This window comes from Ruegeria sp. C9, from assembly GCF_056537585.1.
On record NZ_JBQFRU010000004.1, the window covers coordinates 310152 to 331924 of the forward strand.

Genomic DNA, 21773 nt, shown 5'->3' on the forward strand with positions numbered 1-21773 from the left:
TTCCATCCCCAAGCCCGCGCGATGACGCGAATTCTCGGGTTATCCACATGGCTCTCCCGGCGGATATCAACAGCTTATCCCCGTCTAATTTTTATGCTGCAGTGCTATTTTCTTGCCGGATCATGACGCTGATGTAACAGTCTGGTTACTGCTTCTGATCTTCGGAACAGGGGCGGGATGCAAGGGCCAAGGGGGCCACAGCAGCGAAGGCGGATTTTAGGATTTGTTTTTAGTTGCAATGGCTTACCGGTGGTGGAGCAGGTGGTCTGGGCTTCGGTTCGGGTTAAATGCTCAGCCTCTCAGAAGGTCCGCGCGGACTGCGACGCGACATAGCGCGTGTGGCAGTGGCCAAAGTCCCTTCGGGGGCCGAGGCAACTGGACCGGGAAGCCCCTCGGGCGGAACGGACCGGCAAGGCGTCAGGAGTGTCCGCAAGGATGCATGCAAAGACCGCGTCTGAGCACCTGACGCCTTTTCCTTTTTGAGAACCCAAGGTTCATACAGGCTATCACGCACCACCCTCCGGACCAGAACGGGGTTCTTTCGCTTGCGCAAAAGAACCCCGTCAAAGTGTCAGAAATGCAATGCCGCGTCTATGCACCTGTACCGGCACACTACTCGGGTTGAGTCGGTGTGGCAACTACATATCGCGGGTAAGCGTTGCCTGAACGCAACATCCCGTCACGATCAGATGTTTTCCTGCACGTCCTCGGCCGCGTTCTGGATGGCATCTCCGGCGTTTTCGATATCTTTGCCAGCGCCCTTTGCGGTTTCGCATGCGGTCAAGGTGAACAGGGCCAGGCCAATCAGAATTGCGCGGATCATCGGTTGCTCCATAAGTGCTTGTTTCGAATTGACTAGCAGCTTTCCCGGGCCATAGCTACAGGTTTTGCATGGCCGATTTCGAAGGGCTAAATACTAGGCTCAGGTCGCATCCTGAGCGCAAAACAGTTCGTACACCACTTCCAGTATTCGGGCTGGTCGATCATCTGCCAGCCGGTAATATATCGCCTTGCCTTCGCGACGAGGAACAACCAGCCCCTCAAGTCTGAGCCGCGAAAGTTGCTGAGAAACGGCGGCTTGGCGGGCCGATAGCAATTGTTCCAGTTCAGTAACGGATTTCTCGCCCGAGACGAGGTGACACAGGATCATCAAACGCCCTTCGTGGCTTATGGCTTTCAGAAAGTTCGATGCGCGCGTCGCGTTTTCAACCATCCGGTCAAGGTCGCCGGGTGACATATCCTCGGTCATTTGCGGAAAAGCCATGATCGTATTCCCTCGTTAGTGCCGCCGAATCCCGGCGCCTGACCGGCGCCGCATCCGCAGCGAGAACTCTTGGTACAATTTCCAGGCATGTATTTCCATATGCATGGATCAAAATAGCGTGATGTAACCAGCACGTTTCCGCGCAATCCGTCAACCGACCTGTAGCGGCGTGTGCATTCGGGTCGTGCAGGTAGACGGAATTCGTGGGAACGTTCGGCCCCCCTTGCAGCCCCCCTGTGGCGGCACTAAGACTCGGGTAACTACTCTTCGGGTAATGTCCCGATCCATCGCAAAACAGGCAGGTTCCGAATGTTCGATCCAGTTGATACATATATGAACACACTCGTCCCCATGGTCGTCGAGCAGACCAGCCGGGGCGAGCGCGCATACGACATCTTCTCGCGCCTTCTGAAAGAGCGGATCATTTTCATCAACGGCCCCATCCATGACGGTATGAGCCATTTGGTGGTCGCTCAGCTGCTGCACCTTGAGGCGGAAAATCCGAACAAGGAAATCTCGATCTACATCAACTCTCCCGGTGGCGTGGTCACCAGTGGTTTGTCGATTTACGACACAATGCAGTATATCAAGCCGAAATGTTCCACATTGGTGATCGGTCAGGCGGCGTCGATGGGTTCGGTTCTGCTGGCCGGGGGCGAGAAGGGAATGCGCTTTTCGCTGCCCAACAGCCGGATCATGGTGCACCAGCCCAGCGGTGGATATCAGGGTCAGGCAAGCGACATTATGATTCACGCAGCCGAGACGCAAAAGCTGAAAGATCGCCTGTATGACATCTATGTGCGCCATACCGGGCAGACCAAAAAGGCGGTTGAAAAGGCGCTGGATCGTGACAATTTCATGAGCCCGGAAGAGGCCAAGGATTGGGGCCATATCGACGAGATCGTCGAGAACCGCGCCAAGATGGATGGTGACGAGGCCTAGGTTCAAATCCGCGCGCGTCCGGCGTGAGGGATGATTTTGAGATTGTAGCTGCCAGAACGCTGGCCTAAGCTGCAGGCATATACGGCAAGCGCGGCCCTTGAGAGGGGCCGCTGAGACGGAGCCCGAGGGGTAAAGCATGGCGACGAATTCAGGCGGTGACGGCAAGAACACGCTCTATTGCAGCTTTTGCGGCAAAAGCCAGCATGAGGTGCGTAAGCTGATCGCAGGCCCGACCGTATTCATCTGCGATGAGTGTGTCGAGCTGTGCATGGATATCATTCGCGAGGAAACCAAGGCCAGCGGTCTGAAATCCTCGGACGGTGTGCCAACACCCAAGGATATCTGCGAAGTGCTGGATGACTATGTGATCGGTCAGGCCACCGCCAAGCGGGTGCTGTCGGTTGCGGTACATAACCACTACAAGCGTCTCAATCATGCCCAGAAAGCGGGCAGCGATATAGAACTGGCAAAATCCAACATCTTGCTGATTGGCCCCACCGGCTGCGGCAAAACCCTGCTGGCGCAAACGCTGGCGCGGATTCTTGACGTGCCGTTTACGATGGCGGACGCGACCACGCTTACCGAAGCCGGTTATGTGGGTGAAGATGTTGAAAACATCATCCTCAAACTGTTGCAGGCCAGCGAATACAATGTCGAACGCGCACAGCGCGGCATCGTCTATATTGACGAGGTCGATAAGATCACCCGCAAGTCTGAAAACCCTTCGATCACCCGCGATGTATCGGGCGAGGGCGTTCAGCAGGCCCTGCTGAAACTGATGGAAGGCACCGTGGCCAGCGTTCCGCCGCAGGGTGGGCGCAAACATCCGCAGCAGGAATTCCTGCAGGTGGATACCACGAACATCCTGTTCATCTGTGGCGGTGCATTCGCCGGACTAGACAAGATCATTGCACAGCGTGGCAAAGGCTCGGCCATGGGCTTTGGTGCCGACGTGCGTGACAATGACGAGCGCGGCGTGGGCGAGATCTTCAAGGATCTGGAACCCGAAGACCTGCTGAAATTTGGCCTGATCCCCGAATTCGTCGGCCGTTTGCCGGTTCTGGCGACGCTGGAAGATCTGGACGAAGACGCTTTGGTCACCATCCTGACCAGCCCGAAGAACGCTCTGGTCAAGCAATACCAGCGGTTGTTTGAGTTGGAAGATGCGGAACTGGCCTTTACCGATGATGCGCTGAAGGCGATCGCCAAGAAAGCGATCGAGCGCAAGACTGGTGCGCGCGGTCTGCGTTCTATCCTGGAAGACATCCTGCTGGATACAATGTTCGAACTGCCGGGCATGAAGAACGTGACCGAAGTTGTGGTCAACGAAGAGGCTGTGACGTCGGACTCTCAGCCTTTGATCATCTACGCAGACGCAGCGGAATCGGCTTCGGCGGGTTGAACCGCATAGATTAATGCACACACGGCGCGGCAATGTCCGCGCCGTTTTCGTTTGAGGACACGATGACAGTAAGACGTATCTCTTCGGGTGGTGAGTTTGAAGCCAAGGTTGGCTATTGCCGCGCGGTTGTCGCGGGTGGTTGGGTTCATGTTTCGGGAACTGTTGGGCAAGGTGAAACGGTCGTGGAGCAATGCCGCTCGGCGCTGTCTATCATCGAAAACGCGCTGGCCGAGGCGGGTGCTTCATTCTCTGATGTCGTGCGCATCACTTATATGCTGCCGGATCGAACCGAATTTGAACCTTGCTGGCCCATTCTGGCCAAAACCTTTGGTGCGAACCCTCCTGCAGCGACGATGATCGAATGCGGATTGATCGATCCGAAATACCGGATTGAAATTGAAGTCACCGCTATCCTGCCGGAATGACGCAGGTAGCGCTGGCAGTACTGGACCTTAGCGTGCCTTTGGTCCATATCTTCGGGGACAGAAATGCCGGAGGCAGCCGATGGGAATCCTAAACAGTCTTTTGCGGGCCGTGACCTGGTGGAACGGGGCCACCCTGAACACGCAGTTCTACACTGCGCGCAAGGGGATCAAGGTCGGTGAGGACGACGAGGGCAACGTGTTCTATCGCAATGCTGACGACAGCAAACGCTGGGTGATTTTCAATGGCGAAGCCGAGGCCAGCCGGATCGATCCCGATTGGCATGGCTGGCTGCACCGCACATGGGATGAACCGCCAACCGATAAACCTCTGGCGCACAAGTCCTGGGAAAAACCGCATCAGGAGAATTTGACCGGCACCGTGCTGGCCTATGCACCTGCCGGTTCTCTGCGTCGTGCCGATCCGGTTGAACGTAGCGATTACGAGGCGTGGAGCCCGGAATAAGCGAGGCCAGATGTCTAATCATACGAAGACCGAAGTTATCGTCGGCGGTGCCGTGCTGGCCTGCGCCATTGCGTTCGGTGTTTACGCCAGCCAATCCACAGGCCTGTCTCAATCCGGCGCAGGATACGAGCTGGGCGCGTCTTTCCGCTCGCTCGAAGGTGTGGGCGTCGGCACGGATGTACGCCTTGCCGGGGTCAAGATCGGGACGGTGACTGGCGTTACGCTAAACTCTGATACGTACCGCGCGGACACCCGATTTTCCGTGGCAGATGGTGTTCTTATTCCAGACGATAGCGCCGCTGTGATTTCTTCCGAAGGCTTGCTGGGTGGCAACTTTGTTGAGGTTATGCCGGGCGGTTCCCCGTTCTATTTTGAGGCGGGTGATGAGATTACCGATACGCAAGGCGCGGTCAGCCTGATCTCGTTGCTGGTCAAATTCGTGGCCGGGGACGGAAGCGAATGATCCGCGCTGCACTGGTGGCTCTGATAGTCACCGCAACCGGAGCTGCTGCGCAGCAAAAGGTCGAATCCGGCCCCGGCGCCATGTTGCGCGGGTTGGACAAGGTCAGCGGGCAGACGGTGGACATCGAAATGCAGAACGGCGAGACCACGTCGGTCTTTGGTCTGGATGTCGCGCTGGGTGATTGTCGCTATCCAGCCGAAAACCCGACAGGTGACGCCTTTGCCTATTTGACTATCTGGGAACAGGGCAAGGCGCAGCAGCTGTTTGATGGCTGGATGATTGCGACCTCACCCGCGCTGAACGCGTTGGATCACGCCCGCTACGATGTCTGGGTGATCCGTTGTATCACACCCTGAGGGGTCTGCTGCAGATCAGCGGTGAAATCTGCTTTCAGGTCAAGCGCTTGTTTCAATTCGCTATGATAAACCGCACGCGGGATCTCGATCGCGCCCAACGAGGCCAGATGCGCCGTCAGAAACTGCGTATCGAACAGCGTGAACCCGGTTTGGCGCAGTCGATCCACCAGATAGGCAAGTGCAATCTTCGATGCGTCCGTGCGACGCGAGAACATGCTTTCGCCAAAAAAGGCCGCGCCGAGGACTACGCCGTAAACGCCGCCAATCAGTGAAGCGCCGTCCCAGACTTCGAGGGAATGCGCGCGGCCGGTCCGGTGTAGTTCCTGATACAGATGGCGCAGTTCGGGATTGATCCAGGTATCCGATCGGTCGGCGCAGCCATCCACGATGCCCGCAAAATCGCGATTGATGCTTACCGAAAACCCACAGGTCCGGATACGCCGCGCTAGGCTGCGGGAGATGTGGAACCCATCCAGAGGGAACACGCCGCGAAACTTCGGGTCGACCCAGAACAACTCGGGGTCGTCGCGATGCTCAGCCATCGGAAAAATGCCGATGGAATAGCCATGGAGCAGAAGTTCAGGGGAAAGGCTCATGCCGGGTGCCTCGGGGCCGAAGGGGGGTTGTCCTTCGGCCCTTTGGTCAGATTAGGCCATGTTCTCCGCAAGCCAGTGCTCCAGCCAGTGGATGTTGTACTCGCCGCTGTGCAGGTCAGGTTCCTGCAGCAGCGCGTGGAACAGCGGCACGGTGGTGTCGATACCGTCGACGATCAACTCGCCCAAAGCACGTTCCAGACGGGCCAAAGCTTCAGCCCGGTCACGGCCCTGAACGATCAGTTTGGCGATCAACGAGTCGTAATATGGCGGGATCGAATAGCCGTCATAGAGCGCGGAATCCATCCGCACGCCCAGACCACCTGGCGCGTGATAGGCCGTAATCTTGCCCGGGCAGGGCGAGAAGTTCGGCAGTTTTTCCGCGTTGATGCGAACCTCGATGGCGTGGCCATTGATCTCAAGATCGTCCTGACCGAACGACATGTCCTCACCAGCGGCGACGCGGATTTGTTCGCGCACCAGATCGACGCCGAAGATACCTTCGGTCACGGGGTGTTCCACTTGTAGACGCGTGTTCATCTCGATGAAATAGAACTCGCCGTTTTCATAAAGGAACTCGATGGTGCCTGCGCCGATATAGTTGATCTTGGCGACCGCATCGGCACAGATCTTACCGATCTTGGCGCGTTCTTCCGGCGTGATACTGGGGCCGGGGGCTTCTTCGAACACCTTCTGGTGGCGGCGCTGCAGCGAACAGTCGCGTTCGCCCAAATGCACTGCCTTTCCCTTGCCATCGCCGAAGACCTGAATCTCGATATGGCGCGGGGTTGTCAGATATTTCTCGATATAGACCTCGTCATTGCCAAAGGCGGCCTTGCCCTCGGCGCGTGCGGTCATGAAGGCGCTTTCCATCTCATCGGCGTTTTGTGCCACCTTCATGCCGCGACCGCCGCCACCGGCGGTTGCCTTGATGATGACGGGATAGCCGAACTCTTCACCAATGCGCTTGGCGTCGGCCAGCGTTGGCACACCGCCGTCAGAACCCGGAACACAAGGGACACCCAGTTCCTTCATCGTGTCCTTGGCGGTGATCTTGTCACCCATCACGCGGATATGTTCGGCGGTGGGTCCGATGAAGGTAATGCCGTGATCTTCGACGATCTGCACGAATTCGGCATTCTCGGACAGGAAGCCATAGCCGGGATGGATCGCCTGCGCGCCGGTGATTTCACAGGCCGAGATGATCGCGGGCACGGACAGATAGCTTTGCGGGCTGGGCGGGGGGCCGATGCAGACCGATTCGTCCGCCATGCGCACATGCATCGCATCGCTGTCGGCGGTGGAGTGCACGGCAACCGTCTTGATCCCCATCTCGCGCGCAGCACGGATCACACGCAGGGCGATCTCGCCTCGGTTGGCAATCAGGATTTTGTCGAACATGGGCCCGCCTTACTCAACGATGACCAGAGGCGTGCCGAATTCCACAGCATCACCATCGCCGACCAGAATGCGTTTGATGGTGCCCGACTTGGGTGCGTGGATGTGGTTCATTGTCTTCATGGCTTCGACAATCAATAGCGTGTCACCTTCCGAGACCGATGCACCGACCGAGATAAACGCAGGCGCGCCCGGTTCCGGTTGCATGTAAACCGTACCCACCATGGGCGAGGTCACAGCGCCTGGATGGCTGGCGGGATCATCCACGGCAGCGGGTGCTTCGGCAGCGGCCGGGGCGGCAGCAGGTGCGGTAACCGGTGCAGCCGCAGGAACCGCAACCTGAACCGGAGCGGCCACGGTCTGCGACATGCGGCTGACACGGACATTCAGGCTGTCTTCCTCGCCATATTCGCGCTTGACCTGCAATTCGGTCAGGTCATTCTCGCGCAGCAGTTCGGCCAGTGCCTTGATAAACGCGACATCCGCTTCGTGTTTGGTATCTGTCATGAGTGTCCTCGAAGGTTCCCCTATGCCCGTCTGTTTGCTGCGGGCTTGGTTTGATTACGCAGGGTTATAAGCCATGCAGACGGCCATGAAAAGCGCCGTCTAAGCCTGCCAAATGGGGGTTTTTGCGCGAATTGCGAGGGCTGTCGCGATTACAGCGGCGTTCCAGACAATTTTGCGACCAGTTCTGGTAGCTTGCGGGCTCCGTATTTTTCCAAAAGGCGGGCGCGATAGGCCTCGATCGTGCGGTAACTTAGCCCAAGTTCAACGCCAATTTCCTTCGCGGATAAACCCCGGCATGACAGGATGGCCACTTCGCGTTCGCGGGTTGTCAATTGCACCAAGGGGCGCTCTTCCGAGATGTCCGAAAAGCTCCATATCCCGTGCCGGAACGGATCGTCTGGCGTCAGCGAACGCCCCCGCGCGCGGCACCAGAACAGGTCACCGTCGCGTCGCCGCATCACCCGTTCGTCTGTGTAATAGCCTGTATCGCGCATCACCTGCAGACTACGCGCGCCGATCCGTTCCCAATCGGCGACCGAAGGATAAAGATGCAGCAGGGGCATGTTGCGATAGTCAACCTCATCCCCGCCAAAGGTCCGCGCAAATTGCAGATTGCACCGTCGGATGATCCGGTTCTCAAGCTCAACAAGGCCGATGGGGGCGTATTCAAAGGCGGGATCGCTCATGTTCTTATGGTGACGGGTATTGCGTCGAAAGAGAAGGGTGGGCGGCAGGAAAGGGCGGGTTTCTTTCTCTGGCCGTTGTCAAAGTTGTAAATCTTCTTTGAAAATTATTCGGCAACAGATAATAATTACTTAGTTAATCTGCAAATCCAGCCGCAGTAGCCAAGGACATAAACGCCATGCGCGACACGCTGACCGGCAGCCGGATACGCGAAAGACGGCAAATCTCTGGGCTGCGACAGGCGGAACTGGCGCGGCAGGTGGGGATTTCGGCATCGTATCTGAACCTGATCGAGCACAACCGCCGCCGCATTGGGGGCAAACTGCTTGTCGATATCGCGGCGGCTTTGTCCGTCGAGCCGTCGCTGCTGACTCAAGGGATCGAAGAGACGCTCATCGCCGCTCTGCGCGAGGCCGCGGCGGATGCAGTCGGCCAAAAGGCCGAGGTGGACGGGCTGGAAGAATTCGCCGGCCGCTTTCCCGGTTGGTCGGGTGTTCTGGCGCAGATGCATCGCCGCGTAGTGTCGCTGGAGCGCACTGTCGAAGTTCTTTCCGACCGACTGACCCATGACCCGCATCTGGCGGCCTCAATGCACGAGGTGCTGTCGACCGCCGCCGCCATCCGCTCAACAGCTGCAATCTTGGCTGAACCGGGAGAGATCGAACCGGAATGGCGCGACCGTTTCCATCGCAACTTGCATCAGGATGCCGAACGACTGGCCGAAAGCTCCAAAGCGCTGGTGACCTATCTGGATGACAGTGACGGGCAGCGCGATCTGCGCGGTATCCCACTGGACGCGGTCGAGGCGTTTTTTGCCGAGCAAGGATATCATTTCCCGGAACTCGAAGCCGGTGGGCAATTGACCGAAGTGCCGCTGGATGGGCTCGATTCCGCTGCGGCCAACACTGTGGCTTCGGGGTTGCTGGACCTTTATGCCGCCGACGCGCGCGCTATGCCGCTGGATCAGGTGTGTGCCGCGCTGGATGCAGCAAACCCCGATCCTCTGGCGTTGGCGACGGTGTTTTCAGTGGACCTTGCTACGGTGCTGCGACGGTTGGCCTTTCTGCCTGAAGGCACGCTGGCGCGTCCGGCTGGCTTGGTGATTTGCGACGCCTCCGGCAGCGTTCTGTTTTTTAAACCCGCGCCGGGGTTTGCCCTGCCGCGCCATGGCGAGGCCTGTCCGCTCTGGCCCTTGTTCACCGCCTTGAATCGGCCCTTGGTCCCGATCCGGAAACGGGTCGTTCAGCTTGGTCGAACCGCTGCTGAGTTTGAGTGTTTTGCAATCGCAACCCCTCAGCCAGCTAAGGAATTCGGGGCCGAGCCGGTCTATCGTTCGGTCATGCTGGTGCTGCCGGTCGAAGACACGGTGCAGCCTGCGGAAAACGCGGCGCAAGCCGGAGCCAGTTGTCGGATATGCCCGAAACGCGAATGCAGCGCGCGGCGCGAGCCATCGATCCTGAGCGAAGGGTTTTGACAGTTTCGTGACACAGCGCTTAATCTGGGCTGGACGGGTGGCCGGACGTGCAATCCGTCATGGGGAGGATATGCAAATATGAGCCGCAAGGTTCTGTTGATCGAGGATGAGCCCAACATCACCGAGGCGATCCGGTTTCTGCTGACACGCGAGGGGTGGCAGGTTGAAACCCATGCCGAGGGAACGGATGCGGTGCAGGTGATTCTGTCCGCGCGGCCCAATCTGGTGATTCTGGATGTGATGTTGCCGGGAAAAAGCGGGATGGATGTGCTGCGTGATCTGCGCGAACATGATGATATGAAGGCGTTGCCGGTTTTGATGCTGACCGCGCGCGGGCAATCCCGCGATCGTGAAATGGCCGAGCAGGCAGGGGTCAGCCGATTCATGACCAAGCCGTTTTCGAACACCGAAGTCCTGACAGCGGTGCGCGACCTGCATGCGCAGGCGTCTCAGTTATGAGCTCCGCGGGCGACGGCAAAGATCGGCCCTCGCCAGTTCGTCCGTCCCTGTTTCTGGAACGGCAAAGCTATCGTCGGCGCAGGCTGGCGGATGCAGCGCGGCTGCTGCCGTTTCTAGGTGCCGCAATGCTCGCGCTGCCGCTTCTATGGCCGGATGATAGCGCAGGCGCCGAGGCTCTGTCGCTGTCGACGGCCATGTTCTACATCTTTGCGTGCTGGGGTGTTCTGATCCTGATCAGCGTGATCTTCGGCTTCGTCGCCAAACGCATGACCGCGCGCGAGACTGCCGAGCCCGAGGCCGAGACATGGCAACCCTGAATGTCCTGATTCTGGTCTGTCTGGGCTATGTGGTTCTTCTGTTCGGCGTCGCCTTCGCAGCGGACCGGCTGGCTGCGCGTGGCGGCGGGAAATGGTTGCGTTCCCCGCTGATCTACACCCTGTCACTGTCGATCTATTGCACTGCATGGACGTTTTATGGCGCGGTTGGCAACGCCGCGCGTTCTGGGCTTGAATTCGTAACCATCTATCTGGGTCCTACACTGGTGATGATCAGCTGGTGGTGGGGCCTGCGCAAACTCGTGCGCATCGGACGCAGCCAGCGCGTGACGTCGATCGCTGACCTGATCTCGTCACGATACGGCAAGTCCAACACACTGGCGGTCTGCGTGACCATTCTGGCGGTGTTGGGCGGCACGCCTTATATCGCGCTGCAATTGCAGTCGATCACACTGTCCTTTTCGATCTTTGCCGAGGCCGATCCCTCAGGTCTCTATCGCGAAGGCTCCAGTGTGTTCTGGGTCGCGGCGGGCTTGGCCGTCTTTGCGATCCTCTTCGGGACGCGCAATCTGGATGCCAATGAGCGCCACCACGGCGTTGTTACCGCTATTGCGTTGGAATCTGTGGTGAAACTCTTCGCCCTTCTGGCCGTTGGCATCTTTGTTGTCTGGGGCGTCGCTGGCGGCTTGGGGCCGATGATGGATCAGATCGATGCCTCGGAAATTGGCCAATGGCATGTGGATGCTGGGCGCTGGACCACTTTCATTTTCCTTTCGGCAGCGGCCTTTGTCTGCCTGCCACGGATGTTTCAGGTCATGGTGGTCGAGAACGACGATGAGAGCCACCTGCGCACCGCCGCCTGGGCCTTTCCGCTCTACCTGCTGCTGATGAGCTTGTTTGTCGTGCCCATCGCCGTCGTTGGGTTGGACCTGATGCCCGAAGGCTCGAACCCCGACCTGTTTGTGCTGACCGTGCCGCTGTCGCAGGGTAATGACTGGTTGGCGATGCTGTCGTTCATCGGCGGGTTTTCCTCGGCCACATCAATGGTGATCGTTACCGCGATGGCGCTGTCAACCATGGTCTCGAACCATGTGGTCATGCCGATCTGGCTGAATACGCAGGAAGGCACCGCGTCGGTCTCTGGTGATGTGCGAACAGTCGTGCTGATGGCGCGGCGCGTCTCGATCGCGGCGATCATGGCGTTGGGCTATTTCTACTTCCAGCTTTCGGGGGGCGGGGCTGCCCTGACCTCGATCGGGCTGGTGGCCTTTGCCGGGATTTCCCAGATTCTGCCCGCACTGGTGGGCGGCCTGTTCTGGCGCGGCGCGACCCGAACTGGGGCGTTGGTCGGGCTCAGCGTCGGGTTCTTTCTCTGGATTTACACACTGCTGCTGCCTGGCATGGGTGGCGGCATTGTCCCGGCATCAGTGATTGAAAACGGACCCTTCGGCTGGGGCTGGCTGCGCCCGCAGGCGTTGTTCGGGATCGAAGGGATCGACCCGATGGTGCATACGGTCATGTGGTCGCTGTCGCTGAATACAATCGCCTTCTGTGTCGCCTCGATGCTCAGCTTCCCCAGCCCGCTGGAACGCCTTCAGGGTGCGCAATTCGTAAATGTATTTGACCATTCGGTTTCAGCCCGTGGCTGGACCGGTTCGGTTGCGCAAAGCGAAGACCTGATGATCATGACCCAGCGGATTCTGGGCACTATTCCCGCGCAAGAGTTCTTTCAAGCCGAAGCCGAGCGCCAGAATGGTCGCCCCGGACGACTGCCCGAGCCCACGCCGCAGTTTCTGGAACGGCTGGAACGCGAACTCAGCGGCTCGGTCGGGGCCGCAACCGCGCATGCGATGATCGGTCAGATCGTTGGCGGGGCGTCTGTGTCTGTCGAAGACCTGTTGGCCGTTGCCGACGAGTCCGCGCAGATGTTGGAATATTCCAGCCAGCTTGAGGCGAAATCGACTGAGCTCAGCCGCACAGCGCGGCAATTGCGCGAGGCGAATGCCAAGCTTACGCAAGTCTCGAAACAGAAAGACGCGTTTCTTAGCCAGGTCAGCCACGAATTGCGCACGCCCATGACCTCGATTCGGGCGTTTTCTGAAATTATGCGCGACACCGATGGCCTCAGTGCCGAGGAACAAATCCGTTATGCTGCGATCATACATGATGAATCGCTGCGTCTGACCCGGCTACTAGATGATCTGCTCGACCTTAGCGTGCTGGAAAGCGGCCAGGTTAGCCTGAACATGGGCGAAGCCACCCTAAGCGAAGTTCTGGACCGCGCCGTTTCAAGCGCGCTGGCGGGCAGTGATCGTAAGATTGGCGTGCGGCGGGTGCGCGCAAGCGAACGTATCCCGCTGCACACGGATCTCGACCGGCTGGGACAGGTGTTCATCAACCTGATTTCCAACGCCCAGAAATATTGCGACGCCATTGAACCGGTACTGACCATCTCGGCCCATGATGTCGGCGGGCAGGTGGTAATCGATTTCATCGACAACGGCGGTGGTATCCCGGCCGAGGCGCAATCGATGGTATTCGAGAAATTTGCCCGCGTCGGCTCGGACAAGGCAGGCGGGGCAGGGTTGGGGCTGGCGATCTGCCGAGAGATTATGCAGCGCCTGGGCGGCGAAGTTGCCTATCTGCCGGGGCAGGGAGGGGCGGCCTTCCGCGTCAGCCTTCCGCTGGCTTTTCGTCAGGCCGCGCAATGAGGGCGTCATAAAGACATTCGTAACCTCCGCCGGGTTAGACAAATTGTCATCGCATCGACAAACGGCGGAACGGGGCCATGACCACATCAGCACTGGCACGAAAGCTTTCAGCGGGGCAATGCGGTGCCGACACGCCCCGCTCGGTCCTGCGCGCCTTGCGGCTGGGGTTGGCACGCGCCTCCGGCGAAAGCATGGGGCTGACGCTGTCGGTCATCGGGGCAAAGCAGGCCGTACGTGCGCAGGAAGATATAGCCGACCGGCTGAATGAGGGGTGGTTGATGCTGCTGTTTACCTCGGATCAGGGCGGCCTGGCCGCGGCCTGTCTGGACCCGGGTTGCGTCTCTGCCATCGTCCAGCAGCAAACGATTGCCATGGTCACCTCTGACCCACCACCCGAGCGTGCGTTTACCGACACCGACGCTGCCATGGTCGCCCCTCTGATCGAGGATATGCTGAGCAGGGCGCTGAAACTGGTTGAGTCCCCGGCAGACATGGCCAGCCTGTCCGGGTATGAGTTCACCTCACGCGCCGAAGGTCGGCGCGCACTGAACCTAGCGCTGGTGGATGAGGTCTATCGCATGTTTGATCTGACGGTCGAACTTGCCGGTGGTCCGCGTCAGGGCGAGGTCAGTATCCTGCTGCCCGAACGCCCGCTCTCGGATCAGGAACAGGTTGCGGATATCACCCAATCGGGGGTGAATCTGGATCAGGCATCCGGGGTAATTCGGGCTGAGCTGAACACCGTGATCTGCCGCCTGTCTTTGCCGTTGACAGCGCTTTCGGAATTGTCCGTCGGGGATGTTCTGCCGCTGCAGGGCGCGCGGGTGGATCGGGTTGAAGTTCTGTCAATCGATCGTGCCCGAACCGCCATCGGACGTCTGGGTCAGTGCGGCGGAATGCGTGCGGTACGGATCAACGAACAAGGCCCTCCTACTGCGTTGCCCGCCAAGGACTGCGCCGGATTTCTGGCCAGCAAATCAAGCTTGACGCCCCCGGCCCCGGATGACGAGATGTCGTCCCCGCTTGATGACGATATTGTAGCGCATGATCTGACGACCGAGGATTCCCTCCTGGAACCCGACGACTTGTTGCCTGCCAGTTCCGAACAGCGTGTCACGGAAATCTCGCACCTCGCCGGTCTGCCAGCGCCCGAAGGCAATGGCCGCGACTAAGAGGCTTATCCGCGCCCTCGCAGCTGTTCCAATGCCGGGCGTAACCCGTCGAGCGCATAGCCCGCTTTTCCGGTCGCATCGAGGATTTCATCCGTGCTTAGCCGATCGCACTGTCCCAGCGCCCAGACCACCGAACATCGTGTGCCAGAGGCGCAATAGGCCAGAACCGGCCCGCTGCAGCTTTCGACCAGATCGCGTTGCAGCGCCACGTTTTCCGGTGTCATCGTCTGGTGTGTCAACTCCAGAACCTCATATTCCATCCCGGCCTCGCGAACGGCTTGACCGATGGCGTCTGACTGCTGATCCGGCGGAACTTCGGTATTGGGACGGTTGCAGATCACCTTGACGAAACCGGCCTCGGCAATGGCTGGCACGTCCTCCACCGAGATCTGAGGTGAGACGGCGTAGCGGGGGGTTATCGGTCGAATCTCCATGGCAATTGCTTAGGCTGCGTCGGCGATCCTGTCCAGTTGCGCACCCAGCTTTGGTGCCGCAAACATGCCCGCGATCATCGCAATCAGGAACACAATCCCGCCAACGCCCCCATATCCAAGTGAGGCCATCGCCGGGCCCGGGCACAATCCCGCCAATCCCCAACCGACGCCGAACAGGACCGACCCGACGATCAGACGGCGATCCAGTTCAACACGGGGCGGGGCGGGGAACTGTCCGCCCACAAAAGGGACCCTGTTCCGTGTCAATCGCCACGCCACCAGCATCGGCAGGATCGCCCCGCCCATGACAAAGGCGAGCGTCGGGTCCCAATTGCCGAACACATCCAGCCACCCCTGCACCTTGGTGGTGTCGGTCATGCCTGAGATCAAAAGCCCGAAGCCGAACAGCGATCCGGCGAGAAAAGCAAACACTGCGCGCATTAGATCACCCCCAAAGCATGGCGAAACAGCGCAACCGTCAGGCCACCTGCAAGAATGTAGAACACCGTTGCGACGATCCCGCGCAACGAGAAGCGAGAAATCCCACAAACGCCGTGACCCGACGTGCAGCCATTGGCGATCCGTGTTCCAGCCCCCACCAGCAGCCCAGCAAGGATCACGATCGCCAGATCCGGGGTCAAATGGGTCTCGGCCTGCGGCGCAATCAATGGGCGCAGCAATAAGGGCATCCCGATCAAGCCCGCGACGAAAGCCAGGCGTTCAGTCATTACGCTCCGGTCGCTGCGTTCCAGCAGCCCGCCCAATATGCCGCTCGCCCCCATGATCCGACCATTACACAGCAGATAAACGCTGGCACCCAGCCCGATCAGCAGACCACCAGCCAGACCCGAAATCCATTCGATATTCATTGTCTCGTCTGCCCTCGTATCAAAGCTTATTGACTGGGATTTTCATGAAAACGTCGCCCTGCTCATCCGCTGGTGGCATCTGACCGGCCCGCATATTGACCTGCAGCGAGGGCAAAATCAGGCGCGGCATCGCCAGGGTCGCATCCCGCGCATCGCGCATCTCGACAAATTCTTCGACGCTGCGGCCCTGACCGATATGAACGTTCAGCGCCCTCTGTTCGCCAACCGTGGTCTCCCACGCGTATTCATCGCGACCAGGCGCTTTGTAATCATGGCCTACAAAAATCCGCGTCTCGTCGGGCAGAGACAGGATTTTCTGGATCGAGTCATACAGGTCCGCCGATGACCCGCCGGGAAAATCGCATCGGGCAGTTCCGAAATCCGGCATGAACAGCGTATCGCCCACAAAGGCCGCATCGCCGATCACATAGGTCATGCAGGCGGGCGTATGGCCTGGCGTGTGCAAAACGTCCCCGCGCATCTGGCCGATGTGAAAGCTGGACCCTTCGGCAAACAGTGCATCGAACTGGCTGCCATCACGCTGAAACTCGGTGCCTTCGTTGAAGACCTTGCCGAACGTGTCCTGAACGACCACGATATTCTCGCCAATCCCGATCTGACCACCCAGCTTTTCCTGTAGGTAAGGGGCTGCTGACAGGTGGTCGGCATGGACATGGCTTTCCAGAATCCATTCCACCTTCAGTCCCTGTGCCGTCACATAGTCGACAATCTGGTCGGCCGAGCTGGTGTCGGTCCGCCCCGAGGCGTGATCGAAATCCAATACACTGTCGATGATGGCGCAGGCCTGCCCCTGAGGTTCCTGCACAACGTAAGAGACGGTGAAGGTCTGCGGGTCGAAAAAAGCTTTCACACTGGGCGTCATGGGTTCCTCCGTTCAGCTTGTATACATATAACAATAGTGGAATATGTTTAAAGCCCCTAATCACGAGTTGATGTCTGTCAAAGCAATCTCCGCAATTTGAGCGTATGCTTTAGGCGACCACGGACATATTGACGGTTTTTTGCCTGACTAGGCAAGAATTCGCGATGTTTTGTTCCGGTCTCGTGCTCGTCTTAAACTCGTTACCTATATCAGGCACATTGGCACCATATGGGAGGAAGGAAATGACTGCTCAGGATCTTTTTACCGAAGCGGAACGGCTTGAACAAAAGCTGAATGGTGCGTGTCTTGAGACCCGGCTAGAGCTTCAGCCACATGTCAGCATGGTTCTGGATAAAATGCGCGCGCAGGGGGTTCATATCCCATCGCGCTTGCGTCGGCTGGATGCTGCGCTATGCGAAGACGTGCTTGAAGCGCGGTTCGACAATATGCCGATCTGATCGATCTGGTTATCCCAGCGAAATGCCCAGGATAACCATCATCAGCCCAAGTACCGACAGGAAAAGCGACGCCAGATTCCAAGGCAGAACACCCTGAACTGCAGCGCGCAACTCGTCATCCGTCAGGTTGGCTTTGCGCGCTTTCATCACTTGCAGGATGCACCAGACCAGACCGACCAGCCCGGCCACAGACAGGGCGGCCCCGCCCCAGACGATAATGTCGAACATGGTTGTTTACGCTCACCCTTTGTATCCGTGACCGCGCTTATCGGATCGGCGCAGGTCAGACAAGCCCGCCGTGCAGAATGCACGCTTGCGGTCGGGTCGGTGCCGATGTATCCGGCACCTTATTTTCAGCCCTTGGGAGAGACGCAGATGGAAGACATCACCGAAGATCAGGCCGCAGCCAACTACCGAGTGACCGCAGGCGAGCTGCGCCAGTTCGTCGAACGGTTCGAGCGTCTTGAGGCCGAAAAGAAAGACATCGCCGACCAGCAGAAAGAGGTCATGGCCGAGGCCAAGGCCCGCGGCTACGACACCAAGGTCATGCGCAAGGTCGTCGCCCTGCGCAAGCGCGACAAGGACGACATCGCCGAGGAAGAGGCGGTGCTGGAAATGTACAAGGAAGCGCTGGGCATGTAGCGCCAGCCGGTTACGGGTTCAGAAAACGTATATCTGGCATGGTCTGCAGCCGTGCCAGATCCTGCTCATAAAGCTCGGTAAAGGCGGTAACGATATCTTCGTTCCAGCCAGGCAGCTCCACCTCTTCTTCGATTTCATCCGTCAGCGCATGCTGCTGAAACACCTGCGCCAGCCTGCCCCTGAGCACGGGATCATTGGGGGCCGCTTGATGCTCTAACAAGCTCTGAATCTCCTGTTTGCCCATGTCTGAGACAAGTGAGGACAGCAGCGCGTATTCCTGTTCCAGCGGCGTGTCCTCGGGTAGCCCCACTAGCGCGCGCGCGATGTCGCCGCAGATCAGCGGCGAATCCTCGTTGCTCCACAAAGTGATTTTGACATCTGGCGCTAGGTCGCGAATGTCTTCGATCATGGCGAGCCAACTCAGGCAACTCAGATCGGTGGTGGCAATGATATGCTCGCGCTCAGGCGCCGACAGCAGCATCAGCACCTTGGGAATAAAGCTGCCGGGATTACGTAGCCCCACGAATAGCTCAACCGTCGAATCGCTGAAGAGATTATCCAGATAGGCCAACCTTTGACCGGCATTCGCGTAAAATTGCCCATCCATGATGATGGAAGGCCGTTCCCCCAGGTAAAGCGCGCTCGACAAGATCGCCCGGTCAACCTGCTGCCCATTGGGGAACAGTTTATGAAATCGCGCCAGTGTATCCTGATGTGATGGCCGGTCGGCAAAGGGTTTCAGCGCAGGTCGAAAGATCTTTCTGAACGGACGAAGCCCCCAGAAGGCAGTATGATTTCCCGCAACCAGATCCGCATTCGCCTGCAGCAGATTGAGCAGGTGATCATGGTCGGTAAAGTGCGCTCCGGCTTGGATGACCATCTGCATATCGGAATTGTCCTCACCTCGGTCGGGATCGCCGCTTGGGTTACAACCTGTCCCCGGTGCAGTCAAATTCGGATGAGGCCTGATATTACTGTTATCCTAAGGCAAACCAGCACAAAGTTAAGATGACCCGAAATTTCGGGCTTGCAGTCGCTGTTCCGAGATATTAATCGACACCCAGTGCCCCTATAGCTCAGCTGGTAGAGCAACTGATTTGTAATCAGTAGGTCCGCGGTTCGAGTCCGTGTGGGGGCACCATCTCTTCAGAAATCTATGTGTATTTGCTCGATCTGGCTCGCGACCTATGTGGTCTTGGGGGCAAATATAGGGGAACAGAAGATTCAGTAGTCGCGCTTTATTGTGCGTCAAATCTTACTGTGATGCTCCGCGCTCATCGCCCGTTTTCTACAATTAAAACACGGCCGTCCAATGTCGCGGTTTACCAGGAACCCGGCACCCGCAACCATCGGAAACCAGCAAATATCGCATTAAGCGCTCGACCGTTAGTCTTCTTTATTAAGTTTTGATTAATCTCGAATCAAACAGACGCTGATATCTTGTACGCTAGACGCGCCAGAGCCACTTACTCAGATAACTATTTGGTATTTGAGAGGCAATCGAGATGAACAAAGCACTGACAACCTGTGCGCTTGCGACCTCACTGCTCTTGGCTGCTTGCGGGGCTCCGACGACGCCAACTCAAGCGCAGGTACAGCAAGACGCTCGCTGCGCTGCGGGAATCCTTGGTGGCGCTGCCCTTGGGGGAGTGGTTGGAAATCGGTTCGGAGGCGGTACAGGCAAGACACTCGCGACTGCAGCAGGTGCAGGCGCTGGGATGTATGCAGGGCAATCAGCTTGCAATTGACAACCTTGCAATAAACCCTCTTACCCCACGCTCGTTTCTGGCTCCGCAAATATTGGTTTCGCAGGTCATGCAGTTGCCCTGTCTGGCGGTTGCGCGCCTAGCTTTCTGGATGTGCCAAATTCAAGGTCAACTGGCTCAGCAGCAATCCCCTTACTGCGTCGTTTCTCGCCGATGGGGTTCGCGGGTCGGAACTGACAAAGCATAACCGTTATGGGGCAGGGTATAAGGGCCTTGCCCCTTCACGCGGTATCCTTCGATTGATTGTTATCCAATCACGGCTCGGCTGGGCGTGCTTGCTCGGGGCGCACTTCGTCATCCGCCACTTCGTCCGAAGGTTTCAAAGACAAGGGCGGGTCTTCGGGCTCTTCCGAGATTGGGGCAGGGGCGGCAGGAGTTTTGGCCAAAACCTCTTCGGGTCCCGGGACTGCGCGCGCGGTTGGGGCGGTGTCCTCTTCGACGGGTTCGGACTGCTCAGGTTTTTCCAACGCCAGAGCCCGGCGGAAAACCAACACGTTGCGCCAGTTGGTGGTTGACCCGGTCAGCCCCGAACGTTCTTCGCTGGGCAGCAATTCGGCGCGCTGATACTCCCAGCCATCCTGTCCCATCTGGTTCAGCAGTTGCTCGATCGAGGTGGCAAACCGGCCCTCGGGCGTTTTCACGCCCTTCGCCTTGGTGCCCTTTTGCGGAGCGGGGACAACTTTGTATTCGTAGCGCTGCATCAACTGGTCCTGATTGCCGTGTCGGGGCAAATTAACATTTTGACGGGCGGGCGAAAGCCAAGATCGCGCATTGGCGAATTTCGGCCCGCACTGTGGCCTTAGCTCCGCGCTGCTTTGCCTACGAGTGACAAGCAGGTTTCTGTCGCGACCGCCATGTCCTGCACCGAAATCCATTCCAACGGGCCGTGTATGCATTGCATTCCCGTGAAGATATTGGGCGTAGGTGTGCCAAACTCGGTCAGGCGCGAGCCGTCGGTGCCACCCCGGATCGGCACCGAAACGGGCTCGATCCCTTGTTCACGGCAGGCTTCACGCGCCAGATCGACGGGCGTCATGTCTTTTTCCAGCCAATAGCGCATATTGCGATACTGATGGGAGATGTCGCAGGTGATGGTCGCACGCGGCTCGGTGGCCTGTACGGCGGCGCAGACTTGTCGGACGATCTCGCGCTGGGCTTCCAGCGCATCCATCTCGAAATCGCGCAGGATCAGTTTTATCTCCATCTCGGACGAGCCGCCGTTCATATCGGTGACATGGATGAACCCCTGGCGCCCATCCGTCACCTCGGGCGTCATCGTTGCCTGAGGTAGGGTCTGCACAATCTTTGCAGCCAGATGCGCCGCGTTTACCATTTTGTCTTTGGCCAGTCCCGGGTGGATCGACACGCCGGTGATCTTAATCACCGCTCGGTCGGCCGAGAAGCTTTCGTATTCGATCTCACCCAGTTCCTGCCCGTCCAGCGTATAGGCGAAATCCGCGCCCAGATCTTTGGGCAGCTGTTCGGTAACACCGCGTCCGATCTCTTCATCCGGGGTAAAGGCGATGCGAATCGGACCGTGCAGCACGTCCTTGTTCTCAAGCAGGTGTCGCGCCATCGTCATCAGGATCGAAACACCCGCCTTGTCATCAGCCCCCAGTAGCGTGGTGCCTGAAGCGGTGATCAGGTCATGCCCGATCTTCTCGGCCAGATAGGGGTGTTCTTCGGGCGAAAGCACCAGATCGGGGTCATCGGGGAATGTAATCTCGCCGCCATTATACCCCTTGATCACCCGAGGCTTGACCCCGGTTGCGTTGAACTGAGGCGCGGTGTCGACATGCGCCAGAAACCCGATGGTCGGTCCTTCGGCCGTACCGGGGATGGTTGCCACCACGACGCTGTCACCAGTCATCTCAACATCCTGCGCACCGATTTCGGTAAGCTCTTCCTTCAGCAGGTTCAGCATGTCGAACTGGATTTCGGTGCTGGGGGTCGATGGCGAGGTCTCATCGCTCTGGCTGTCGATGGCGGCATAGCGCACCAGCCGGGTTTCCAGTTCCTGATCGAAACGATTTTTCATTGATGCTCACCTCTCTGACTTGGCGAGATGAGAATGCGCATTCGGGCAGGGAGTCAAGCCGATGGCTTGCCCGATTTGAGCGCTCTGAAATTAAG

The 21773-nt window shown here is 58.5% G+C and carries 28 protein-coding genes and 1 tRNA gene; 15 read left to right on the forward strand and 14 right to left on the reverse strand.

Annotated elements, in window-relative coordinates; all coding sequences use genetic code 11:
* Positions 1–685: 685 nt before the first annotated feature.
* The gene (locus tag ACR0NE_RS12665) at positions 686–823 is read right to left on the reverse strand and encodes an entericidin A/B family lipoprotein (protein ID WP_010443271.1); all 138 of its coding nucleotides are present in this window, start codon (positions 821–823) and stop codon (positions 686–688) included.
* Positions 824–922: 99 nt separating this feature from the next.
* A complete protein-coding gene (locus tag ACR0NE_RS12670) occupies positions 923–1264 on the reverse strand; it encodes an ArsR/SmtB family transcription factor (protein ID WP_170397190.1) in 342 nt (113 codons plus the stop codon).
* Positions 1265–1573: 309 nt separating this feature from the next.
* On the opposite strand from ACR0NE_RS12670, the gene ACR0NE_RS12675 reads away from it, so the two are divergent.
* The 6 genes from ACR0NE_RS12675 to ACR0NE_RS12700 all read left to right on the forward strand — a co-directional run bounded on the left by ACR0NE_RS12675 (position 1574) and on the right by ACR0NE_RS12700 (position 5315).
* Positions 1574–2206, forward strand: coding sequence for an ATP-dependent Clp protease proteolytic subunit (locus tag ACR0NE_RS12675; RefSeq protein ID WP_039970058.1), 633 nt, complete (start codon positions 1574–1576; stop codon positions 2204–2206).
* A 136-nt stretch (positions 2207–2342) separates the two neighbouring features.
* Positions 2343–3608 (forward strand): ATP-dependent Clp protease ATP-binding subunit ClpX, encoded by a 1266-nt coding sequence (clpX, locus tag ACR0NE_RS12680; RefSeq protein ID WP_170397188.1) that lies wholly within the window; start codon positions 2343–2345, stop codon positions 3606–3608.
* 62 nt (positions 3609–3670) lie between these two features.
* Positions 3671–4033 carry a RidA family protein gene (locus ACR0NE_RS12685; RefSeq protein WP_170597022.1) on the forward strand — a complete coding sequence of 121 codons (363 nt, stop codon included), beginning with the start codon at positions 3671–3673 and terminating at the stop codon, positions 4031–4033.
* Between the two features lie 79 nt (positions 4034–4112).
* Complete coding sequence (locus ACR0NE_RS12690) at positions 4113–4496, forward strand: NADH:ubiquinone oxidoreductase subunit NDUFA12 (RefSeq protein WP_170597023.1); 384 nt, start codon at positions 4113–4115, stop codon at positions 4494–4496.
* 10 nt (positions 4497–4506) lie between these two features.
* A complete protein-coding gene (gene mlaD / locus ACR0NE_RS12695; RefSeq protein WP_170597024.1) occupies positions 4507–4959 on the forward strand; it encodes an outer membrane lipid asymmetry maintenance protein MlaD in 453 nt (150 codons plus the stop codon).
* Positions 4956–5315, forward strand: a complete 360-nt coding sequence (locus tag ACR0NE_RS12700) for a DUF2155 domain-containing protein (RefSeq protein ID WP_170397184.1) — start codon at positions 4956–4958, stop codon at positions 5313–5315. Before mlaD ends, ACR0NE_RS12700 begins: the two co-directional genes overlap by 4 nt.
* Here ACR0NE_RS12700 and aat read toward each other — a convergent pair.
* From aat to ACR0NE_RS12720, 4 genes are all read right to left on the reverse strand, one after another.
* Positions 5279–5911, reverse strand: a complete 633-nt coding sequence (gene aat / locus ACR0NE_RS12705) for a leucyl/phenylalanyl-tRNA--protein transferase (RefSeq protein ID WP_170597025.1) — start codon at positions 5909–5911, stop codon at positions 5279–5281. The two genes, ACR0NE_RS12700 and aat, sit on opposite strands and share 37 nt — an antisense overlap.
* Before the next feature lie 51 nt (positions 5912–5962).
* Positions 5963–7309, reverse strand: coding sequence for an acetyl-CoA carboxylase biotin carboxylase subunit (gene accC, locus ACR0NE_RS12710; RefSeq protein WP_170397180.1), 1347 nt, complete (start codon positions 7307–7309; stop codon positions 5963–5965).
* A gap of 9 nt (positions 7310–7318) precedes the next feature.
* Complete coding sequence (gene accB, locus ACR0NE_RS12715) at positions 7319–7813, reverse strand: acetyl-CoA carboxylase biotin carboxyl carrier protein (protein WP_170597026.1); 495 nt, start codon at positions 7811–7813, stop codon at positions 7319–7321.
* A gap of 149 nt (positions 7814–7962) precedes the next feature.
* On the reverse strand, positions 7963–8499 hold the full coding sequence (locus tag ACR0NE_RS12720; RefSeq protein ID WP_170397176.1) for a helix-turn-helix domain-containing protein: 537 nt from the start codon (positions 8497–8499) through the stop codon (positions 7963–7965).
* A 176-nt stretch (positions 8500–8675) separates the two neighbouring features.
* On the opposite strand from ACR0NE_RS12720, the gene ACR0NE_RS12725 reads away from it, so the two are divergent.
* The 5 genes from ACR0NE_RS12725 to ACR0NE_RS12745 all read left to right on the forward strand — a co-directional run bounded on the left by ACR0NE_RS12725 (position 8676) and on the right by ACR0NE_RS12745 (position 14588).
* Complete coding sequence (locus tag ACR0NE_RS12725) at positions 8676–9971, forward strand: helix-turn-helix transcriptional regulator (RefSeq protein ID WP_170397174.1); 1296 nt, start codon at positions 8676–8678, stop codon at positions 9969–9971.
* Positions 9972–10049: 78 nt separating this feature from the next.
* Positions 10050–10430 (forward strand): response regulator transcription factor, encoded by a 381-nt coding sequence (locus ACR0NE_RS12730; protein WP_170397172.1) that lies wholly within the window; start codon positions 10050–10052, stop codon positions 10428–10430.
* On the forward strand, positions 10427–10747 hold the full coding sequence (locus ACR0NE_RS12735) for a hypothetical protein (protein ID WP_170397170.1): 321 nt from the start codon (positions 10427–10429) through the stop codon (positions 10745–10747). The genes ACR0NE_RS12730 and ACR0NE_RS12735 overlap by 4 nt, the downstream gene beginning before the upstream one ends.
* Positions 10735–13416 (forward strand): ATP-binding protein, encoded by a 2682-nt coding sequence (locus tag ACR0NE_RS12740; protein WP_170397168.1) that lies wholly within the window; start codon positions 10735–10737, stop codon positions 13414–13416. The genes ACR0NE_RS12735 and ACR0NE_RS12740 overlap by 13 nt, the downstream gene beginning before the upstream one ends.
* Positions 13417–13493: 77 nt before the next feature.
* On the forward strand, positions 13494–14588 hold the full coding sequence (locus tag ACR0NE_RS12745; protein ID WP_170597027.1) for a flagellar motor switch protein FliM: 1095 nt from the start codon (positions 13494–13496) through the stop codon (positions 14586–14588).
* 5 nt (positions 14589–14593) lie between these two features.
* On the opposite strand, the gene ACR0NE_RS12750 is transcribed toward ACR0NE_RS12745, so the two are convergent.
* Genes ACR0NE_RS12750 through ACR0NE_RS12765 form a run of 4 tightly spaced genes read right to left on the reverse strand, consistent with a single transcriptional unit; the run spans position 14594 to position 16774 of the window.
* Positions 14594–15022, reverse strand: coding sequence for a TIGR01244 family sulfur transferase (locus tag ACR0NE_RS12750; RefSeq protein ID WP_170597028.1), 429 nt, complete (start codon positions 15020–15022; stop codon positions 14594–14596).
* A gap of 9 nt (positions 15023–15031) precedes the next feature.
* Positions 15032–15463, reverse strand: a complete 432-nt coding sequence (locus tag ACR0NE_RS12755; protein ID WP_170597029.1) for a DUF6691 family protein — start codon at positions 15461–15463, stop codon at positions 15032–15034.
* A complete protein-coding gene (locus ACR0NE_RS12760) occupies positions 15463–15891 on the reverse strand; it encodes a YeeE/YedE family protein (protein WP_170397160.1) in 429 nt (142 codons plus the stop codon). The genes ACR0NE_RS12755 and ACR0NE_RS12760 overlap by 1 nt, the downstream gene beginning before the upstream one ends.
* A 19-nt stretch (positions 15892–15910) precedes the next feature.
* Positions 15911–16774 carry an MBL fold metallo-hydrolase gene (locus tag ACR0NE_RS12765; RefSeq protein ID WP_170597030.1) on the reverse strand — a complete coding sequence of 288 codons (864 nt, stop codon included), beginning with the start codon at positions 16772–16774 and terminating at the stop codon, positions 15911–15913.
* A gap of 242 nt (positions 16775–17016) precedes the next feature.
* Between ACR0NE_RS12765 and ACR0NE_RS12770 the strand changes: the two genes are divergently transcribed.
* Entirely contained in the window at positions 17017–17232 is a 216-nt protein-coding gene (locus ACR0NE_RS12770; RefSeq protein WP_170397156.1) for a hypothetical protein, read from the forward strand.
* Between the two features lie 9 nt (positions 17233–17241).
* Here ACR0NE_RS12770 and ACR0NE_RS12775 read toward each other — a convergent pair whose 3' ends face one another.
* Positions 17242–17460, reverse strand: coding sequence for a hypothetical protein (locus tag ACR0NE_RS12775; protein ID WP_170397154.1), 219 nt, complete (start codon positions 17458–17460; stop codon positions 17242–17244).
* A gap of 147 nt (positions 17461–17607) precedes the next feature.
* Here ACR0NE_RS12775 and ACR0NE_RS12780 point away from each other — a divergent pair, with 147 nt between their 5' ends.
* The gene (locus ACR0NE_RS12780) at positions 17608–17874 is read left to right on the forward strand and encodes a DUF2312 domain-containing protein (protein ID WP_170397751.1); all 267 of its coding nucleotides are present in this window, start codon (positions 17608–17610) and stop codon (positions 17872–17874) included.
* Between the two features lie 10 nt (positions 17875–17884).
* Here the strand turns inward: ACR0NE_RS12780 and ACR0NE_RS12785 are convergent, their stop codons facing one another.
* Positions 17885–18760: a hypothetical protein gene (locus ACR0NE_RS12785; RefSeq protein ID WP_170597031.1), complete on the reverse strand. Its 876-nt coding sequence runs from the start codon at positions 18758–18760 to the stop codon at positions 17885–17887.
* 179 nt (positions 18761–18939) lie between these two features.
* Between ACR0NE_RS12785 and ACR0NE_RS12790 the strand changes: the two genes are divergently transcribed.
* Both ACR0NE_RS12790 and ACR0NE_RS12795 read left to right on the forward strand, forming a co-directional pair.
* Positions 18940–19015: transfer RNA gene (locus ACR0NE_RS12790), tRNA-Thr, on the forward strand.
* Between the two features lie 364 nt (positions 19016–19379).
* The gene (locus ACR0NE_RS12795) at positions 19380–19622 is read left to right on the forward strand and encodes a glycine zipper 2TM domain-containing protein (protein ID WP_170397150.1); all 243 of its coding nucleotides are present in this window, start codon (positions 19380–19382) and stop codon (positions 19620–19622) included.
* 272 nt (positions 19623–19894) lie between these two features.
* Here ACR0NE_RS12795 and ACR0NE_RS12800 read toward each other — a convergent pair whose 3' ends face one another.
* Both ACR0NE_RS12800 and pepT read right to left on the reverse strand, forming a co-directional pair.
* Positions 19895–20341 (reverse strand): DUF4177 domain-containing protein, encoded by a 447-nt coding sequence (locus tag ACR0NE_RS12800; protein WP_170424178.1) that lies wholly within the window; start codon positions 20339–20341, stop codon positions 19895–19897.
* Positions 20342–20439: 98 nt separating this feature from the next.
* Positions 20440–21678: a peptidase T gene (pepT, locus tag ACR0NE_RS12805; RefSeq protein ID WP_170597032.1), complete on the reverse strand. Its 1239-nt coding sequence runs from the start codon at positions 21676–21678 to the stop codon at positions 20440–20442.
* Between the last annotated feature and the right edge of the window lie 95 nt (positions 21679–21773).

Coding starts and splice junctions, on each gene's coding strand:
- ACR0NE_RS12665 (WP_010443271.1), bottom strand. CDS start 823: ATGATCCGCGCAATTCTGATTGGCCTGGCCCTGTTCACCTTGACCGCA.
- ACR0NE_RS12795 (WP_170397150.1), top strand. CDS start 19,380: ATGAACAAAGCACTGACAACCTGTGCGCTTGCGACCTCACTGCTCTTG.
- ACR0NE_RS12730 (WP_170397172.1), top strand. CDS start 10,050: ATGAGCCGCAAGGTTCTGTTGATCGAGGATGAGCCCAACATCACCGAG.
- ACR0NE_RS12700 (WP_170397184.1), top strand. CDS start 4,956: ATGATCCGCGCTGCACTGGTGGCTCTGATAGTCACCGCAACCGGAGCT.
- ACR0NE_RS12740 (WP_170397168.1), top strand. CDS start 10,735: ATGGCAACCCTGAATGTCCTGATTCTGGTCTGTCTGGGCTATGTGGTT.
- ACR0NE_RS12775 (WP_170397154.1), bottom strand. CDS start 17,460: ATGTTCGACATTATCGTCTGGGGCGGGGCCGCCCTGTCTGTGGCCGGG.
- ACR0NE_RS12760 (WP_170397160.1), bottom strand. CDS start 15,891: ATGAATATCGAATGGATTTCGGGTCTGGCTGGTGGTCTGCTGATCGGG.
- ACR0NE_RS12750 (WP_170597028.1), bottom strand. CDS start 15,022: ATGGAGATTCGACCGATAACCCCCCGCTACGCCGTCTCACCTCAGATC.
- ACR0NE_RS12745 (WP_170597027.1), top strand. CDS start 13,494: ATGACCACATCAGCACTGGCACGAAAGCTTTCAGCGGGGCAATGCGGT.
- pepT (WP_170597032.1), bottom strand. CDS start 21,678: ATGAAAAATCGTTTCGATCAGGAACTGGAAACCCGGCTGGTGCGCTAT.
- ACR0NE_RS12690 (WP_170597023.1), top strand. CDS start 4,113: ATGGGAATCCTAAACAGTCTTTTGCGGGCCGTGACCTGGTGGAACGGG.
- ACR0NE_RS12735 (WP_170397170.1), top strand. CDS start 10,427: ATGAGCTCCGCGGGCGACGGCAAAGATCGGCCCTCGCCAGTTCGTCCG.
- ACR0NE_RS12780 (WP_170397751.1), top strand. CDS start 17,608: ATGGAAGACATCACCGAAGATCAGGCCGCAGCCAACTACCGAGTGACC.
- ACR0NE_RS12770 (WP_170397156.1), top strand. CDS start 17,017: ATGACTGCTCAGGATCTTTTTACCGAAGCGGAACGGCTTGAACAAAAG.
- accC (WP_170397180.1), bottom strand. CDS start 7,309: ATGTTCGACAAAATCCTGATTGCCAACCGAGGCGAGATCGCCCTGCGT.
- ACR0NE_RS12725 (WP_170397174.1), top strand. CDS start 8,676: ATGCGCGACACGCTGACCGGCAGCCGGATACGCGAAAGACGGCAAATC.
- clpX (WP_170397188.1), top strand. CDS start 2,343: ATGGCGACGAATTCAGGCGGTGACGGCAAGAACACGCTCTATTGCAGC.
- ACR0NE_RS12670 (WP_170397190.1), bottom strand. CDS start 1,264: ATGGCTTTTCCGCAAATGACCGAGGATATGTCACCCGGCGACCTTGAC.
- aat (WP_170597025.1), bottom strand. CDS start 5,911: ATGAGCCTTTCCCCTGAACTTCTGCTCCATGGCTATTCCATCGGCATT.
- ACR0NE_RS12755 (WP_170597029.1), bottom strand. CDS start 15,463: ATGCGCGCAGTGTTTGCTTTTCTCGCCGGATCGCTGTTCGGCTTCGGG.
- mlaD (WP_170597024.1), top strand. CDS start 4,507: ATGTCTAATCATACGAAGACCGAAGTTATCGTCGGCGGTGCCGTGCTG.
- accB (WP_170597026.1), bottom strand. CDS start 7,813: ATGACAGATACCAAACACGAAGCGGATGTCGCGTTTATCAAGGCACTG.
- ACR0NE_RS12785 (WP_170597031.1), bottom strand. CDS start 18,760: ATGCAGATGGTCATCCAAGCCGGAGCGCACTTTACCGACCATGATCAC.
- ACR0NE_RS12675 (WP_039970058.1), top strand. CDS start 1,574: ATGTTCGATCCAGTTGATACATATATGAACACACTCGTCCCCATGGTC.
- ACR0NE_RS12720 (WP_170397176.1), bottom strand. CDS start 8,499: ATGAGCGATCCCGCCTTTGAATACGCCCCCATCGGCCTTGTTGAGCTT.
- ACR0NE_RS12800 (WP_170424178.1), bottom strand. CDS start 20,341: ATGCAGCGCTACGAATACAAAGTTGTCCCCGCTCCGCAAAAGGGCACC.
- ACR0NE_RS12685 (WP_170597022.1), top strand. CDS start 3,671: ATGACAGTAAGACGTATCTCTTCGGGTGGTGAGTTTGAAGCCAAGGTT.
- ACR0NE_RS12765 (WP_170597030.1), bottom strand. CDS start 16,774: ATGACGCCCAGTGTGAAAGCTTTTTTCGACCCGCAGACCTTCACCGTC.